This is a genomic window from Gulosibacter molinativorax (assembly GCF_003010915.2).
GTDB lineage: Bacteria > Actinomycetota > Actinomycetes > Actinomycetales > Microbacteriaceae > Gulosibacter > Gulosibacter molinativorax.
The window spans coordinates 2,320,757-2,336,409 of record NZ_CP028426.1; the positions used below are offsets into that span (position 1 = coordinate 2,320,757).

Below are 15,653 nucleotides of genomic sequence, written 5' to 3' on the forward strand. Positions count from 1 at the left end.
GGCCACATGCCAGTACCGGTTAGCGGGTACGCTTCTTCTTCGCGCGGTACAGCGTGCGCTCGTCAACTGGCGCATTGCCGGATGCGCGCAACTCGACATAGTAGGCCGCGGCTTCGTCCTGACGCTGCTGTTCGGCCCCCGAAGCGATCTTCGCGCGGAGGTGCTCATCCTTGTACCCGAACGCATCCACGAGCGACTGCGCGTGCGGGCGGAGTCGTGTGATGAGTCGCGAGACGTATGAGCTCACCAGTCGCGCGCGACGCGTCGTGAGACGACCCGACATGAGGTACCACGCGAGGTCGCGCTCAATGAGCGTGAGGCCGTGCAGGTCGCGCAGCCAGGTGAGGATGCGGTGGGTCTCGCTGTTGGGGTCGAATTCCTCGAGCTTGCGCGTAAACGCCTCCCACTGGATGAGCTCGCCGTAGGCATGCGCCGTCTCGATCAGCTTGTTCTGCAGCGCGTTGAACGCCCCCGCGCCCTTGCCTGCCTTCTGCGCGCGGTTGAGGGACATCGCGATCTCGGAGATTTCCTCCTCAACGCGCGCCGAGAGCAGCGCGTGCTGGTTCTCGGGCTCGCGCAGCCAGCCGACGGAGCGTGCGCTCGAGCCGAGGTCACGCGCGATGCTGCCGATGCGGGCGAGGCCGATTTCGTGAATCGCCTTGTTCGCGGCCTGCGAGACGAACAGCCGTGCGGTCTCGCGAGCATCCGCATCCTTGTACTTCTTCGCGTAATCCTCGAGGAGTCGCTTGCCGACGAGCTGCAGCAGCACGTTGTTGTCGCCCTCGAAGGTCGTGTACACGTCAAGATCGTGGCGCAAAAACGTCAGCCGGTTCTCGGCGAGATAGCCCGCGCCACCGCAGGCCTCGCGGGCCTCCTGCAGCGTGTCCATGCCCTGCCACGTCGTGGTCGGCTTCAGCGCGGCCGCGAGCGTCTCGAGGTCAGCGCGACGCTCGGGGGTGTCACCCTTGCCTGAGAACACGGCGTCAAACTCGCGCAGAAACTCGTCGTGCGCGAATGTGGCGGCGTACGCCGTCGCGATACGCGGAATCAGTCGTCGCTGGTGCCGGCCGTAGTCGAGCAAGACCGTCTCGGCACCCTCACCCGAATTGTCGAACTGGCGGCGCTGGTTGCCGTACGTGATCGCGATCGCGAGTGCCGCCTGCTGCGCGACCGCGGCCGCACCGTCGAGCGAGACGCGCCCCTGCACGAGCGTGCCGAGCATGACGAAGAAGCGACGACCCGGCGACTCAATCGGCGACGAGTAGGTGCCGTCGGCCGCGACATCGCCGTAGCGGTTGAGCAGATTCTCGCGCGGAACGCGCACGTTCGCGAAGTGCAGTCGACCGTTGTCGATGCCGTTGAGGCCACCCTTGACGCCGTCGTCATCGCCGCCAATGCCGGGTAGGAAGTTGCCCTCGTCGTCACGGATATCGAGGTACAGCGCGTGGACGCCGTGGTTCACGCCCTTCGTAATGAGCTGCGCAAACACGACCGCAGCCTTGGCGTGGCACGCCGCGTTGCCGAGGTAGTCCTTCCACGCCGCGCGGAACGGGGTGTTAATAACGAATTCTTCGGTTTCGGGCTCGTAGGTTGCGGTGGTGGCGACCGACGCCACGTCCGAGCCGTGGCCCGTCTCGGTCATCGCAAATGCCCCGGGGTTGGACACATCCATCACGCCGGGCAGCCACTTGTCGTGGTGCGGTTCAGTGCCGAGGTGCAGGATCGCGGCACCGAACAGGCCGAAGTGCACGCCCGACTTGATCTGCAAGCTTGGGTCCGCGAGGAAGATCTCCTCGAACGCGGCGATGTTGCCGCCCGGATTCTCGCCGCCGCCAAGTCGCTTGGGGAAGGCCAGTCCCGTCGTCCCACGCCTCGAGAGTTCCTTCACCTGCTCGAGCACGCGCTCGCGGTGCTCCGTATACGGGAGCGTGTCGTCACGCCAGAACGTCGGGTCGGCAACAATGTCGCGGGAGCGCTGTCGCTCCTCCGGCCAGGTGCCGAGCAGCGCGCGGTGCACTTCACCGACGTTGATACCAGGAGATTCGATAGATTCAGCCGCTTCGAGGTCCGAATCGTCGAGCTGATCTTCAACGATGTCGGCGGTTTGGTTGGTCACGGATGCGCTCCATTCAATACAGTCTGCAGGCCGCTTCGCCCGCAAAATTGCCCTTGTTCAAGGCTATGACTGCGCATTGAGAAACCCGAAGGAGTCTCGGGACGGACACAACCGAAATGCACCGTGACTCCGACCGATTTGGCCATCCCCCACAAATAGCCGCCCCAAAACTTATCGAGCCAAGACAGCTAGCTGGCTTTGAGCGCATCCTTGAGCTTGACCTTGGGGCCCGTGCGCAGGATCGAATTCTCGTAAATCCGGCCCGCGAGCCACAGCGCCGCGAGCACCGTAGCGACGAGGATCGCGAGGGCAACGTAAGGCTCCCACCACGCGACACCGGTGTTGAACATCCGAATCGGCATCGCCACGGGCGACGAGAACGGGATGTAGCTTAGCCACGTCATGACCGCCTCGTTCTGGTTCGCAAACACGATGAGGAAGTACGGCAGCATCACCAGCATGCTGAGCGGCGAGGTGACGCTCGCGACGTCCTCCGGGCGCGACACCGTGGCCGCGAGCGCCGCGTAGAGCGACGCAAACAGCACAAATCCGATAACGAAGAGCACCACGAACCAGATGAGCGGCGCACCAAGCAGGTCGAGCAGATTCGTTTGGCCGGAGATGGCGAAGCACACGAGCGCAACGATCACGATGCTCGCGACCTGCCCCACCGCGAGGATGGTCCCGCCAATAATCTTGCCCGCGAGCACCGTTGTGGGCTTCACCGTCGACAGCAGCAGCTCGACGATGCGAGAGGCCTTTTCCTCGATCACGGTCTGGGCGATGCGCTGGCTAAACATCATGATCGCCATGAAGTACACGAGCGCAAACGCCGTCGACATGAGGAACAGAAACATGAAATCCTGCGCGGCGTCTTGCTGCAAGAATCCCTGCACTGGCGAGTAGGTCAGCAGGCTGTCAACCGAGGTCGGCACCGAAGTCTCGCCGATCAGCACCATCGGCTGCAGCGCGAGGGTGCCCCCATCAAGACTCTGGTCAAGTGCTGCGCCATCGTTGCCGTAGAGCTCGAGCGTCGCAGCTTCCGCGCCCGACACCAGCGCGACCTGGGCATCCCCGTTTCGAACCGCATCCACAGCCGCAGTCGCGGAATCGGCCCCGGTGAAGACAATGTTCGAGTCGGCGCCGAGCACCCCGAGTTGTTCGACATCGACCGTCGAGGCCACGACGACCTCGTCACCGCCCACGACCATCGACTCCATGAACTTGCCGATGAATCCCTGGGCGAGGATGCCGATTGCGACCACGACGAGCACGATGACGAAGCTCCACACGAACGCCTTGGAGCGCAGGGTCGTGTCTACCTCGCGCTTCGCGATGAGGCGGATGCCCTGGGCTCGGCTCAGGGGCTGAGCGAGGGTCTGCGCTTTGGCGGGGCTCTGGGGCTTCTCGCGTTCTGACATCAGCGAATCTCCTTAAAGATGGTGGAGAGACGGACGAGTTCGTGGTTGAACCTGCGAACCGGCCCGCGCGCGACCGCCTCGCGCAGGATCTCCTGGCCTCGCGCATCCGTGTCGTCGGTGTCGGCGTCGGCGTCGGCGTCGATGCGGAACAGCAAGTCATCGCCCTCGCGTGAAACCTCGGTGACGTCGCCCCGGGAGAGGAGCCACGCATCCTCGTCGATCGCGATGCGGAAGAGCCCGCGCGAGTGCTGTTCCTGCAGACCGACGCGCGAGCCGGTCGCTTTGATCTCGCCGTCGCCGATGATCACGAGTTCGTCGCTGAGCCGCTCGACCACATCCAGCTGATGGGAGGAGAACAACACGGGCACGCCGCGCGCGGCCTGCTCCTGCAGCACCCCGAGGACGACGTCGACGGCGATCGGGTCGAGGCCCGAAAACGGCTCGTCGAGGATGAGGAACTCGGGTTCGTGGACCAGCGACACGCAGATCTGCGCCCGCTGCTGGTTACCGAGCGAAAGCGCCTCGACGTTGTCGTTCGCACGCTCGCCCAGGCCCACGCGCTCGAGCAGCTCATCCGCGCGCTTGGCCGCGGTCACCTTGTCGAGACCGTGCAGCTGCGCGAAATAGATGACCTGCTCGCGCACCTTCATCTTCGGGTAGAGGCCGCGCTCCTCGGGCATGTAGCCGAAACGGGTGCGATCGGTATCGGTGATCGGCCGGCCCTCGAAGAGTACTTCGCCCTGCGTCGGGCGAATCAGGCCGAGGATCGCGCGCATCGTCGTGGTCTTGCCCGCACCATTCGCGCCCACGAAGCCAGTGAGGTGGCCGCCAGTGACGGTGAAGCTGACGTCGCGCAGGACTTGCCTGTCGCCGTACCAGTGGCTGATTCCCCGGACGTCAAGCACGTCACTCTCCCCTACTTTTGCGACCCGATCTCGGCCTCGAAAATAACACGACGCTCAGCACGGCCCTGTCAATGCCCTGTTAGTTCGACACGAGGCTAGTTCGACACGAGGCTAGTTCGACACGAGCGCCGCGCGGAACGCCATCACGATCGACTCGGGTGTCGCGTATTTCGCGACCACCGCATCCGCCCCGACCGCTTCGCCCTCGTGCGAGACATCGCCGTCCTTGCTGCCGACGAGCAGAAGGATGCGCGGCTGGCGAATGTCGGACATCGCGCGAACGCGTCGGGTCACTTCGAGGCCGTCGACGCCCTCCATCCGCGCGGCGATGCACAGCACGTCGGGGTTGAGAGTCCGCACGAGTTCGATCGCGTTCTCGCCGCAGTCGGTCTCGCCGATCACCTGGAAATCCGGCTGGGCGTGCAGGATCAGCGAAATGCCCGCTCGTATGAGTCGGTGCGGATCCACCAACACCACATCAGCCATCCGCCGCACCGCCCTCTCCGATCGCCTGTGCGCGACGGTATTCCCTGATGGTTACCGATACCTGGCCCCGTAAGACACCATCCGTTCATATTCATAGAGCGGATAGACTGCCAGGGAGCACCTCATGAGAAACATCAGCACGCGACTTCTGATCGCCTGTGCCGCCATCGGCGTCGCGGGCGGTGTGCTGTTCACGGCGCACGCGTGGATCGGTGGCCTGACCGTCAACACGATTCCGTTTCTCTACGGCATCACGATGGGCCTCTACTTCTTGCCGGGTGCGCTCGCCCAGGCGCTCTTCCACCGCGGCGGCGTCGCGCTGCTCACCGCATCCCTCTCTGGACTCGTCGCGAGCCCGTTCCAGCCCATCGGCTTTCTCGCGTTCCTCATCGGCATCGTGATCGGGCTCATCCAGGAGCTGCCGTTCCTCATTGCCAGGTATCGCGTCTGGAAGACCTGGCTATTCCTGGTCAGCGGGCTGGTGAGCGGCCTGCTCACAATGGGTGCCGCGTTCGGCATTCTCGGCGGCCAGAACTACAATCTCGGCGGCACCATCCTCGTGGTCGCCTCGTTCTTTATCTCCCCCGTGATTTTCACCGGCATCGCGCTCTGGCTGGCCCGCGCGCTCGACCAGGCTGGGGTCGCGCGGGGTTTACGCGCGGACGAGCGCCGCGGCGACGGACGCCAGGTCGACGATTGAGCGACGAGCTCATCCGCGTCGACTCCCTCAGCATCACCCACCGCGACGCGAGGCGCCCCACGCCCGAGAACGTCTCCTTTGCTGTCCGCCCCGGTGAGGCCCTGCTCATCTTGGGCCCCTCGGGATGCGGCAAGTCGACGCTTTCGCTCGCGCTGAACGGGCTCGTGCCGAAGGATGTGTGGGCGAATGTGTCGGGGCGCGTCACGCTCTCGGGCCACGACCTCGAGTCGCTCGAGCTCCCCGAGACGAGCCAATACGCGGCAATGGTCTTTCAGGATCCGGACTCGCAGATGGTCGCCGCGACCGTGTTCGACGAGGTCGCGTTTGGCCCCGAGAACCTGTGCGTCCCCGCCGACGAGATCGAGCGACGGGTGACGGATGCGCTGCACGAGGTCGGCCTCTGGAGTCGCCGCCACGATGCTCCCGAGCTGCTCTCGGGCGGCGGTCGGCAGCGGCTCGCGATCGCGGCGGCGCTCGCCCAGGGCGCGCCGCTGATCGTCTTGGACGAGCCGACCGCGAACCTCGACCCGCGCGGCGCCCGCGATGTGTACGAGGTGCTCGGCCGGTTGCTGGACGCGCGGAAGCTCGGTGTCGTGCTCGTGGAGCACAACCTCGACGAGGCGCTGCGCATCGCGACCTCGGTGCTCGTGCTGGATGCGTCGGGTCACGTCGCGTTCACCGGCTCGCCTCGCGAGGTGTTCACGACGCATCGCGAGGAGCTCTCGCGGCTCGGGGTGTGGCTGCCGATCGCGACCGCGGTTGGCGCGCAGCTGCGCGATGCCGGGTGGGATATCCCGCGGTTGCCGCTGACGATTTCTGAGTTGCGCGGACAGCTCACGGGGCCCGCGATTGTCGATGACTACGACGTGCCGACCGGCGAGATCGACATGCGGGCGGTGCTGGGGGATGCTGCGCCGGCCGAGCCTGTCGAGGTGCCCGAGGCTTCGACAGGCTCACCCACCGGGATCGCGACTAGTTCACCCACCGGCCCGCTCTCCGTGATCCGAGACCCGGCCGAGCCCATCCTCAGCGCCCGAAACCTGAGCATCCGCCGCGGCCGAAGCGAGGTCGTGCACGACGTCTCGCTCGACATCCCCGCCGGCGCGTTCGTCGGCGTCGTCGGGCCGAACGGTGCCGGCAAGACCACGCTGCTGCAGGCCCTTGCCGGAATCGAGGCGCCGCCGCGGGGCACCGTGTCGGTCGATGGCCGCGACGTCGCGCGCCTGCGCGTGCGCGAGCTGCGCGACCGCATCGGCTACGTCTTCCAGAATCCCGAACACCAGTTTCTCGCGAACACAGTCCGCGATGAGCTCTCGCTCGAGCTGCGCTCGCAGGGCTTCAGCGACGACGCGATCGCCCAGCGCACCGAGCACACGCTCGAGCGCTTCAGCCTTGCGGAACTGGCCGACGCGCATCCATTCGTGTTGTCGGGCGGCCAGAAGCGACGGCTTTCGGTCGCCACCGCCCTCGTGTCGGGCGCCCCCGTGCTCGTGCTCGACGAGCCCACGTTCGGGCAAGACCAGGCGCGCGCCGCCGAGCTCATCGAGATGCTCGCCGAGTTGAACGCCGCCGGGACGACCGTCATCATGGCGACGCACGATCTGCAGCTCGCGGCCGAGGTCACGGACCTCCTGCTCGTCGTGACCGACGGCACGATCGCCGCGTTCGGCCCGACCCCGCAGGTGCTCGCGGGCGACGTTCTGGAGGAATCCGGTCTCGGTCTGCCGCCGCTCGCCACCGCGTTCCGCGGGTTGGATGCGCAGCCACGCCTCGCGGGCATCACCCGCTTCCGCGATCTCCCGGGCTATACGCCGGATGCTTCACCGCTGCATCAGTTCGGTGGGCTGCGGGATGTCTAAGCGCTCCACGAAGGCCCGAACCGGGCAGCGACTCGACCGGCCGTCGATCGAAGAAGCCGACGCCCTTGGGCTGCCGCTGCTCCACCGCATCCATCCCCTGGCGAAGCTCTTCGCTGCGATGGTGCCGATGATCGGCGTCTTCTTTGTCGGCGGCGTCTGGATTCCCGCGGGACTGGCCGTGATGTCGATCGTGCTGCTGCTGTTCGGTTCGTCGATGCGGTGGGTCGCGCGGATCGCGATGATCATCGGTTTTCCGCTCGCCGCGCTGGTGCTCTCCGTCACCCTCGGCATCTGGATTGACGCCGAGGACGTGTCGGACACGCGGCCGCTGCTCTCGATCGGCAATTGGACGTTCTACGAGGGCGCCTGGTTGATCGGCCTCGAGACGGCGTGCCGAATAGTGGCGATCGTGGCGCTCGCGATGCTGAGTGGTTCGACGACCTCCGGCGGCGACTTCGTGCGCGCGCTCGTGCAGCAGTTGCGTGTGCCATATCGCTATGGCTACGCGGGGCTCGCAGCGCTGCGCTTCGTGCCGCGGTTCAAGCTCGAACTCAGCGTGATCCGGCAGGCGCATCGCGCGCGCGGTATCGCGTTCGGCCGCGGCCCGTTCGGGTGGATTCGCCGACAGCTTTCGTCGCTGATCCCGCTCCTCGCGGCGGCGCTGCGCCACTCCGATCGCGTCGCGCTGTCGATGGATGCGCGCGGCTTCGGCTTCCGCGAGACCCGCACCGAGCGGCACATACTGCACGTGCTCCCCCGCGACTGGGTGTTCGGGTGCGCAGTGCTGCTCGTCGCGGCCGCGATCTTCGTGAGCGGAGTCGCGCTCGGGCTTGCGTAGCGGTCGCTAGGAACAACGAGACGACTTTGCGTCGGGCGTTCCGCAGGCCCGGCACTCGATGCACTCTGACGCCGCGCAACGACATCCAGCGACGACTTTGCGGCGGGCCTCGCGCAAGTCCGTCACTCAATGCATCCCGAAGCCACGCAACAACATCCAGCGACGGATCTACATGGGTGGCCCCGCAGGCCCGGCACTCGATGCACTCGGACGCCGCGCAACGACATCCAGCGACGGATTCACTTGGGTGACCCCGCAGGCCCGGCACTCAATGCATTGCGGATCTCGCGAATGACAACGAGCGACCGATTTGCGGAGGGGGACTCCGCAAATCGGTCGCTCGTTGTCGTTACCGCCGTTGTCGTTCCTGCGTTGCTACTCGGTCTCTGCCGGAGCGACCGTTGAGTCGCCCCGACGGCGTAGGAAGAACAGCACCGCACCGGCGGCTACGAGGAGTCCGCCAAGGATGAGCACCCAGGTAAGGGGCTCTGCACCGGTCTGCGCAAGGCCGTCGTTGCTGCCTGAGTCGGTCTGGCCCGCGTCGGTCGCAGTGTCGTCGCCACCGTTCGAGCCGGATGCGCCGCCAGCGTTCACGTCGTCACCGGAGCCGTCGCCATTGTTACCAGCATCGGTATCGGATGCGCCGTTGTCGTCGCCCGACGCCGCATCGCTACCCGCGGTCGCTGCGTCGCCACTGGTGTTGTCGTCGCCGGCTACATTGTCGTCACCGGCAGCGCTGTCGTCACCAGCAGCGCTGTCGTCACCAGCAGCGTTGTCGTCACCAGCAGCGCTGTCGTCACCGGCAGCGTTGTCGTCAGCGTTTGCCGAGTCATCGCCGGTTGCTGAGTCATCACCGGCCGCAGTGTCATCGCCGTTCGCCGTGTCGTCACCCGAAGCCGTGTCGTCGCCCGAAGCGCTGTCATCGCCCGAAGCGCTGTCATCACCCGCAGCCGAGTCATCACCCGAAGCCGAGTCATCACCCGTGGCGTCTGCATCACCCGTGGCGTCGCCACCGTTGTCCGGCAGCTCGCACGGCAGCGGCGCGGTGCGCAGCGACTCGGGCATCACGCCGTCGGCAAACCACCACGCGGGACGCTGGCCATCGACGCAGTACTCGATCGGCGAGGTCGCGAAACCCTCGTTGTTGATGTTCGGCATCGAGGCCGGGCGCTCAACGTGCAGCACCGACGGCGACGAAGTGCCATCGAACGAAACCTGCGCGAGGCGACCGTTGTAGCCGTCATCCGCTTCAACCCAGAGCACGCCGAGCACCGAGTCGTAGTCGAGGCCCATCGCGCCACCGATCTGCGCGTCGATGTCGGCAATCTGCACTGCCGAACCGTCCTCGTTCAGCACGTAGGCGTATACGTGGCCGTTGTCCTCGAGCGCGACGAAGAAGACACCGTCGGAAACCGCATCCGGATACACCGAGGGGTCGAAGCCCGAGCCGGTGTTCGCATCCACGAGCTGCCCCGCGACGATGTCGTTCGAGACCCACTCGACGGCCTCGATGCCCATGTTCGCCGAGACGGCGGGGAGCGAAGAGGTGAGGTCCCATTCGGCGTCGGCCACGATGTCCGGGCCAGCCTTGTTCGGGTCGACTGCGAGAATCGCGTTGAAGTTTACGCCCTTGGCCGAGTTGTCGCGCTCGACGGCAAGGTACACCGTGCCGGATGCATCCAACGTGATGCCCTCGGAGTCGGGGCCGGCTGCCGAAGCATCCGCCGCATCCTTCTGGAACCGTACGCGCTTGCCGTCTGCCCAGTCGTCCGCGAACGCCACCGAACCGTCAACGGCCGCGTCGAGCTTCCAGATCGTGCCGGTGCCGTTGTCGACCGCCCAGAGCGCACCCTCGTGGAAGTCGAGGCCGGAGGAGTCCTCAAGGAACATCGGTGCCGGGTCGAGCACGGTCACCGCGTCGGCGCCGGGCCACGCCTCAACCGCGGGGATGCCGGGGCACGAGTTGATTGCGCCTGGGGTCGGTGCCGAGGTGGCGGCGAAGTTTCCGGTCGCGCTCGGGCAGCGGCCCCACGTGTGTTCGGCGTGGCCTTCCCACGACGTCTCTTCGACGATGTTCTCGCCTTCGAAGATGCGCACCGAGTCGTTGCCGCCGAGGCCGAAGCCGAATTCCGTCTCGGTGATCACGAGGTAGCCGGCGGCCTCGATCGAGGTGCCCGCCGGGATCACGTACTCGTGTGTGTCGTCGTTGTCCTTGATGACGAGGCCCGACACATCGAGCGGCTCGTTGTTGCGCGGGTTCACGAGCTCGATCCAGTCATCTCCACCGTCTGCATCCGAAGACTCGACTTCGTTGAGCACGACCGGGTTGCCGCACGCGTTGAGCTGGCCCTTGGTCGAGATCTCGGTGTCGACGAATTCGCCGGTGCCGTCCGGGCAACGCGAGAGAGAACCGGCGGCGTGCGCCGCGTAGGTGTGCTCATCGATGGTCTGGCCCGCCGCATCCCGCACGGTCGCGGTGTCGCCGTTGCCGAGGCCGAAGTCAAAGTGCGTCAGTTCCTCAAACACAAACAGCTCGCCCGGCTGCAGGATGGTGCCTGCCTCAAGCGGGGTCACGTCGGATGCGTGGCCGAACGGGTCGTTGTCCATCACGGTCCAGCCAGAGATATCGACCGGGGTCGCGCCCGTGTTGATGATCTCGACCCAGTCGCCCGGAGTTCCGCCGTTCGACTCGATCTCGTTGATCGCGACATCGGGCGTGATGCACTCGTTTGCCGCACCAGGCGTCGGATGCGTGAGACCAAATTCGCCGGTCGTGTCAGGGCAGCGACCGATTGTCGCGAGCGCCGCGTCACCGTCAACGGCAGCGTGCTCGGTCCACGAGGTCTCCTGGATGAGCGTACCCGCCGCGTCGTACACGCGGATCGAGTCGCCCGAGCCGATGCCGATCGCGGCCTCGAAGGTGTTCTCGGCCCACGCGCCGGTCTGGTCGTCGTAAACGAGCCCGACGGTGCCAGCCTCGACAACGAGGTACTCACCCGGCTGGATGCTCGAGCCGGCTGGGAAGCGCCAGCGGTGGTCATCGGAGTTGTCGCGGATTTCGAAGCCCGAAACATCGAGCGCCTCGGCGCCAGGGTTCACGAACTCGAGCCAGTCGGCGGGGCTCGAGTCGATCTCGTTCAGGATGAGCTCGGCCTCGGCCACCACGAGTGGCTCGCAGTTGTTCGCGGAGCCCAGCGTCAGCTCACTCGCGTGCGCCCAGTCACCCGAGCCGTCGGGGCAGCGCGCCCACACCATGAGGGGTGCGGTGTTCTCGTAGTCCATCGAGTCCACGACGGTGCCTGCGCCGTCGAGCAGCGTGACGCTGTCGCCCTTGCCGAGGCCGAACGAGAAGTCGACGTCGTCGCCCTCGAGCACGAGGAATTCGCCCGGCTGCAGCACGGTGCCATCCGGGATGACGCCGTCGCCCGGTCGCTCCTTGTCGTCCTGAAGCTTCCAACCCGAAACATCCGCGGGCAGGATGCCCGCGTTGTACAGCTCGACCGCGTCGGTGCTGCCGGTGTACTCATCGTCATAGTTGACCTCGTTGACGACGACGTGCGCGAAGCTGTTCGCGGCGCCCTTCGTCGTGACGGCGGTGACCTCGTAGTCACCCGCGGCCTCACGCAGGCCCCAGCTCGTTATGCCGAGGTCGTTGCCCGCGTGCGCCGACCACGACGCCTCGTGCACGAGGTTGCCCTCGCTGTCGAAGAGGCGTGCCTGGTCGTTGCCGCCGAGGCCGAAGTCGAAGTCGGCCTCCTCGAGGACGAAGAAACCGCCTGGCTCGACGATCGAGCCGGCGGGGATCGCGTAGTCGCGCGAGTCGTTGTCATCTTTAAAGATGTAGCCGCCGAGGTCGACGGCCTCGGCGCCAGAGTTATAGAACTCGACCCAGTCGCCAGGGTCGCCCTGATTGGAGACGATTTCATTGATCAGGATGTCTTCTTCGACCGTGGCCGCATTCGCAATCGTGGGGGCCGTAACGAGTACGGTCCCAGCGATCGCGAACGCGGCCACCGCCGACAGGCTCTTGCCTGCAGTGCGCATTGCCGCTCCCTTGGTTTCAAAACACGGTTGGTTTTGTGAACACAACAGATGCAGTCAAGACCAGCGACCAAAGCGCCGGGTAACTCCCAGGTGAACGGGGATGAAACGGCGCTACTCGGCGAACTCGTCTAGGGATGCGCTGCCTGGGCTCGCGGGGATCATCGGCGCGTCGATCTCGGCGCGTTCGAGCAGCTCGGTCATGCGGCGTTGGCGGCCGGGTTGCACGAGCGTGACGACAATTCCGCGGTTACCCGCGCGGCCGGTGCGGCCGGCGCGGTGCAGGTACGTCTTGTACTCGTCGGGCGGATCGGCTTGGACGACGAGGCGCACGTCATCGACGTGAATGCCGCGCGCCGCGACGTCGGTGGCCACCAGTACATTCACGCGACCGTTCGTGAACTGCTCTAGGTTTGCCGTGCGCTCCGGTTGCGAGAGGTCACCGTGCAGGGCAACCGCGTCGACGCCGTGTTCCCGCAGCGCGATCGCGAGCTCCTCGGCCCCCGCGCGCATCCGCCGGAAAATGAGCACGCGACCGCCCGAGCCCGCGAGCTGCGCGAGCACCGGCTCGCGGTCGCGCCGCTCGACGATCAGGACGCGGTGCTCGATCTCGCCCACCGCATCCTCGTCGAGCTCGTGTACCGAGGGGTTCGGCATGTAGCCCGCGACCAGGTCGAGGACCGCGGCGTCGAGCGTGGCCGAGAACAGCATCCGCTGCCCGGTCGGCTTCGTGCGATCGAGGATGCGCTCGACCGAGTCGATGAAGCCCATCGAACTCATTTCGTCGGCCTCGTCGAGCACCGTGACGGCGACCTGCGAGAGGTCGAGGTTGCCGCGGCGTTCGAGATCCTCGACACGGCCCGGGGTACCAATCACGATGTCGACCCCACGCTTGAGCGACGTGTTCTGCTTCGTGTAGGCGACGCCACCGTAGATCTGCGTCGTGAACATACCGAGCGCGCGGGCAAGCGGTTGAATCGTGCGGTCGAGCTGCAGGGCGAGCTCGCGCGTCGGCACGAGGATGAGCGCGAGCGGTGGGCGACCGACGCCCTTCTTCCGCTTGCCGTGCATCCAGAACAGTCGCTGCACGAGCGCCGCGCCGAACGCGATCGTCTTGCCGGAACCGGTGCGACCGCGGCCAAGCACGTGCTTGCCGCCGAGCGCGTCCGGAATCGTCGCGACCTGAATCGGGAACGGCTCGTGCGCGCCCAGCTCAGCCAGCGCGTCCACGAGGCGAGGATCGAGGCCGAGGTCGGCGAACGAGACGCCCTCCGCATCCGCGGCGGTCGTGACTTTGGCGTCGAGCCGCTCAAGGACGCGGTCCTCGCGGGGCTTCCGGGTCGGCTCCTCCCCTGCGGGCAACTGCGTGCTCGCGTCGATCAGGCCGTTTGAGCCCTGGCCGGCGCGCTCGCGTCGGGGGCGCGGCTTGGGCGCGGCATGTTCGCTATTCGACGTCACCCGCTCGTCGCGAGGCTGAGGCTTGGTGCGGGGCCGCGGCTGCTCCGAGCGACCGGAGCCCGAGCGACCTGCACCTGAGCGCGCCGACTTCGAGTGCCCGGAACTCGACGAGGACGGCTTTGCATACCCAGCCCCAGACGCACCGGACTTCGAGCGTCCGCCGCCGCCCGCGACACCATCCGCACGCTTGGGCGCCGACTGCCCACCCTTGGTTGCACGACGCTTCCCCGAGGGCTTCCCAGCCGAGGGGTCGTAGTTCTTCGCCGCGCGGTAGCCGCCTCGTTTATTTGCCATGCCTGCCTAGTGTTCGCTTGCGAGTGATGCTCCAACGGTACTCGTGCGAGCGGGCTTATCGGTCTTAAACCTGTCGCCGATGCCCAAGCGTCACGACGACCACCAAGAGTCTGGAATCCTCGATCGTGTAAAGGATGTGGTAATTGCCGACCCGAATTCGGTAGCCGTTACGCCCGCGCAAGACTTTCATATCGGGCGGACGTGGGTCCGCGGCGAGCAATGCGATTGCGCCGCGAATCCGCGGCTGATCCTGTTTGTCGAGCTTCCGCAGTGCACGTAACGCGGCGGGCCGTAGCTCAATCGTGTAGGCCACGGCAGGTCACCAGCCGAGATCAGCTTTAGCTTGCTCCCACGGGATGTTCGGGCCTTCTTCATCCATCGCCTCATCGAATGCGGACACGTCTTCGACCTCATCCGCCGCCTTAAGCAGTCGCTCATACTCGGCCGGACTCACGACAACCGCTTGAGTCTCTCCGCGACGTTCCACGAACACCGCCTCGTGTTGGGCGGTTTCGATGACGGCAGCAAAGTGTTTGCGCGCGTCTGAGGCGGAGATCGCAGTCATGCAACAATTGTACATTTAACCAACTGAAATGTACATTATCCGCTCACCCTGACAACTACGAACAGGAACGAGCACTCCAACACCCATAGCACGCTGCTATATTGACTACATGGCAAGGTTTGACCTCAGTCGCGCGAGCGAGCTCGTTCGTCGGGCCCGGCTGGATGCGGGGCTCGCACAGTCGGAACTCGCGCGCCGCGCGGGCATCCGGCAACCAAGCCTTGCCCAAATCGAGTCAGGAACAAGAGGAATATCCGACGAGATGCTCGAGCGTATCCTTAAAGCCGCCGACTACCGCCCGTCCCTCCCCCTCGCCGAACTTGCCGATTCAATCGCCACGGCCGCGGGTCGACACGGGCTCTCGAACGTGCGCGTATTCGGCTCAACCGTGCGCGGCGAGGACCACTTTGACAGCGATATCGACCTGCTCGTCACGCCGTCCTCGAGCACCGACTTGTTCGACCTCGCTCTGTTTGCGAACGAAGTGCGCGAACTCACCGGGTTTCATGCGGATGTTATCGTGGACGCCGAGCTTTCCCTCGCCAGCGATTCGTCAACACTTGAGGCGGTGCCGCTGTGACGGAGGATTCGAGTGGCCGATTCCAACCACGGCCACGTCGCGAGACCCAAAAACGCGCTGAAAACGATGCGGAAAACTTTCGCGCCGAGCTGCTTCGCATCCGGCGTCGCACCACTGCGATCGTTGAGAACGGACGCGAACAATTCGCGGAGGGCGACCCCAGCTACGACGTCGCGAGTATGGTGATCATCCGTCTCGCGGCGTTACTTGAACGCCCCGAGTTCGGCGACGCGGCAGCGCTCCTCACGCCGGATGAGCTCGCCGCGATTCGCACGACTCGAAACATCGCGGCGCATGCCGGGTACGGCAGCATGAACGACGATCTATTTTGGATTGCCGTCACGCGCCGCGTCCCAGAGATCATCCGGCGCCTGCTCGAGGCTTAGCGGG

The 15,653-nt window shown here is 65.8% G+C and carries 13 protein-coding genes; 5 read left to right on the forward strand and 8 right to left on the reverse strand.

Going from position 1 to position 15,653, the window contains the following annotated elements; all coding sequences use genetic code 11:
• Window positions 1-19: 19 nt before the first annotated feature.
• The 4 genes from GMOLON4_RS10690 to GMOLON4_RS10705 all read right to left on the reverse strand — a co-directional run bounded on the left by GMOLON4_RS10690 (window position 20) and on the right by GMOLON4_RS10705 (window position 4,928).
• Window positions 20-2,116 (reverse strand): acyl-CoA dehydrogenase family protein, encoded by a 2,097-nt coding sequence (locus GMOLON4_RS10690; protein WP_181244112.1) that lies wholly within the window; start codon window positions 2,114-2,116, stop codon window positions 20-22.
• A 188-nt stretch (window positions 2,117-2,304) separates the two neighbouring features.
• Entirely contained in the window at window positions 2,305-3,537 is a 1,233-nt protein-coding gene (locus GMOLON4_RS10695) for an ABC transporter permease (RefSeq protein ID WP_051266835.1), read from the reverse strand.
• Complete coding sequence (locus GMOLON4_RS10700) at window positions 3,537-4,442, reverse strand: ABC transporter ATP-binding protein (protein ID WP_026936958.1); 906 nt, start codon at window positions 4,440-4,442, stop codon at window positions 3,537-3,539. Before GMOLON4_RS10700 ends, GMOLON4_RS10695 begins: the two co-directional genes overlap by 1 nt.
• 111 nt (window positions 4,443-4,553) lie before the next feature.
• Complete coding sequence (locus tag GMOLON4_RS10705; RefSeq protein ID WP_051266834.1) at window positions 4,554-4,928, reverse strand: response regulator; 375 nt, start codon at window positions 4,926-4,928, stop codon at window positions 4,554-4,556.
• A 124-nt stretch (window positions 4,929-5,052) separates the two neighbouring features.
• On the opposite strand from GMOLON4_RS10705, the gene GMOLON4_RS10710 reads away from it, so the two are divergent.
• The 3 genes from GMOLON4_RS10710 to GMOLON4_RS10720 are packed head-to-tail and all read left to right on the forward strand — an operon-like array spanning window position 5,053 to window position 8,325.
• A complete protein-coding gene (locus tag GMOLON4_RS10710) occupies window positions 5,053-5,628 on the forward strand; it encodes an ECF transporter S component (RefSeq protein WP_026936957.1) in 576 nt (191 codons plus the stop codon).
• Window positions 5,625-7,487, forward strand: a complete 1,863-nt coding sequence (locus tag GMOLON4_RS10715) for an ABC transporter ATP-binding protein (protein WP_051266833.1) — start codon at window positions 5,625-5,627, stop codon at window positions 7,485-7,487. Before GMOLON4_RS10710 ends, GMOLON4_RS10715 begins: the two co-directional genes overlap by 4 nt.
• A complete protein-coding gene (locus GMOLON4_RS10720; RefSeq protein WP_051266831.1) occupies window positions 7,480-8,325 on the forward strand; it encodes an energy-coupling factor transporter transmembrane component T family protein in 846 nt (281 codons plus the stop codon). Before GMOLON4_RS10715 ends, GMOLON4_RS10720 begins: the two co-directional genes overlap by 8 nt.
• A 375-nt stretch (window positions 8,326-8,700) precedes the next feature.
• Here the strand turns inward: GMOLON4_RS10720 and GMOLON4_RS10725 are convergent, their stop codons facing one another.
• From GMOLON4_RS10725 to GMOLON4_RS10740, 4 genes are all read right to left on the reverse strand, one after another.
• Window positions 8,701-12,369: a lamin tail domain-containing protein gene (locus GMOLON4_RS10725; RefSeq protein WP_051266829.1), complete on the reverse strand. Its 3,669-nt coding sequence runs from the start codon at window positions 12,367-12,369 to the stop codon at window positions 8,701-8,703.
• Between the two features lie 111 nt (window positions 12,370-12,480).
• On the reverse strand, window positions 12,481-14,118 hold the full coding sequence (locus tag GMOLON4_RS10730) for a DEAD/DEAH box helicase (protein WP_084147510.1): 1,638 nt from the start codon (window positions 14,116-14,118) through the stop codon (window positions 12,481-12,483).
• A 64-nt stretch (window positions 14,119-14,182) separates the two neighbouring features.
• Window positions 14,183-14,431 (reverse strand): type II toxin-antitoxin system RelE family toxin, encoded by a 249-nt coding sequence (locus GMOLON4_RS10735; protein WP_026936955.1) that lies wholly within the window; start codon window positions 14,429-14,431, stop codon window positions 14,183-14,185.
• Window positions 14,432-14,437: 6 nt separating this feature from the next.
• Window positions 14,438-14,683, reverse strand: coding sequence for a type II toxin-antitoxin system Phd/YefM family antitoxin (locus GMOLON4_RS10740; RefSeq protein WP_026936954.1), 246 nt, complete (start codon window positions 14,681-14,683; stop codon window positions 14,438-14,440).
• Between the two features lie 109 nt (window positions 14,684-14,792).
• Here GMOLON4_RS10740 and GMOLON4_RS10745 point away from each other — a divergent pair, with 109 nt between their 5' ends.
• On the forward strand, window positions 14,793-15,263 hold the full coding sequence (locus tag GMOLON4_RS10745; protein ID WP_026936953.1) for a helix-turn-helix domain-containing protein: 471 nt from the start codon (window positions 14,793-14,795) through the stop codon (window positions 15,261-15,263).
• Window positions 15,260-15,649, forward strand: coding sequence for an antitoxin (locus GMOLON4_RS10750; RefSeq protein ID WP_026936952.1), 390 nt, complete (start codon window positions 15,260-15,262; stop codon window positions 15,647-15,649). Before GMOLON4_RS10745 ends, GMOLON4_RS10750 begins: the two co-directional genes overlap by 4 nt.
• Window positions 15,650-15,653: the final 4 nt, after the last annotated feature.

What these genes read in the sequence shown, in the direction of transcription:
- GMOLON4_RS10745 (WP_026936953.1), top strand. Translation starts at nt 14,793, where the DNA reads ATGGCAAGGTTTGACCTCAGTCGCGCGAGCGAGCTCGTTCGTCGGGCC.
- GMOLON4_RS10740 (WP_026936954.1), bottom strand. Translation starts at nt 14,683, where the DNA reads ATGACTGCGATCTCCGCCTCAGACGCGCGCAAACACTTTGCTGCCGTC.
- GMOLON4_RS10695 (WP_051266835.1), bottom strand. Translation starts at nt 3,537, where the DNA reads ATGTCAGAACGCGAGAAGCCCCAGAGCCCCGCCAAAGCGCAGACCCTC.
- GMOLON4_RS10705 (WP_051266834.1), bottom strand. Translation starts at nt 4,928, where the DNA reads ATGGCTGATGTGGTGTTGGTGGATCCGCACCGACTCATACGAGCGGGC.
- GMOLON4_RS10720 (WP_051266831.1), top strand. Translation starts at nt 7,480, where the DNA reads ATGTCTAAGCGCTCCACGAAGGCCCGAACCGGGCAGCGACTCGACCGG.
- GMOLON4_RS10730 (WP_084147510.1), bottom strand. Translation starts at nt 14,118, where the DNA reads ATGGCAAATAAACGAGGCGGCTACCGCGCGGCGAAGAACTACGACCCC.
- GMOLON4_RS10725 (WP_051266829.1), bottom strand. Translation starts at nt 12,369, where the DNA reads ATGCGCACTGCAGGCAAGAGCCTGTCGGCGGTGGCCGCGTTCGCGATC.
- GMOLON4_RS10710 (WP_026936957.1), top strand. Translation starts at nt 5,053, where the DNA reads ATGAGAAACATCAGCACGCGACTTCTGATCGCCTGTGCCGCCATCGGC.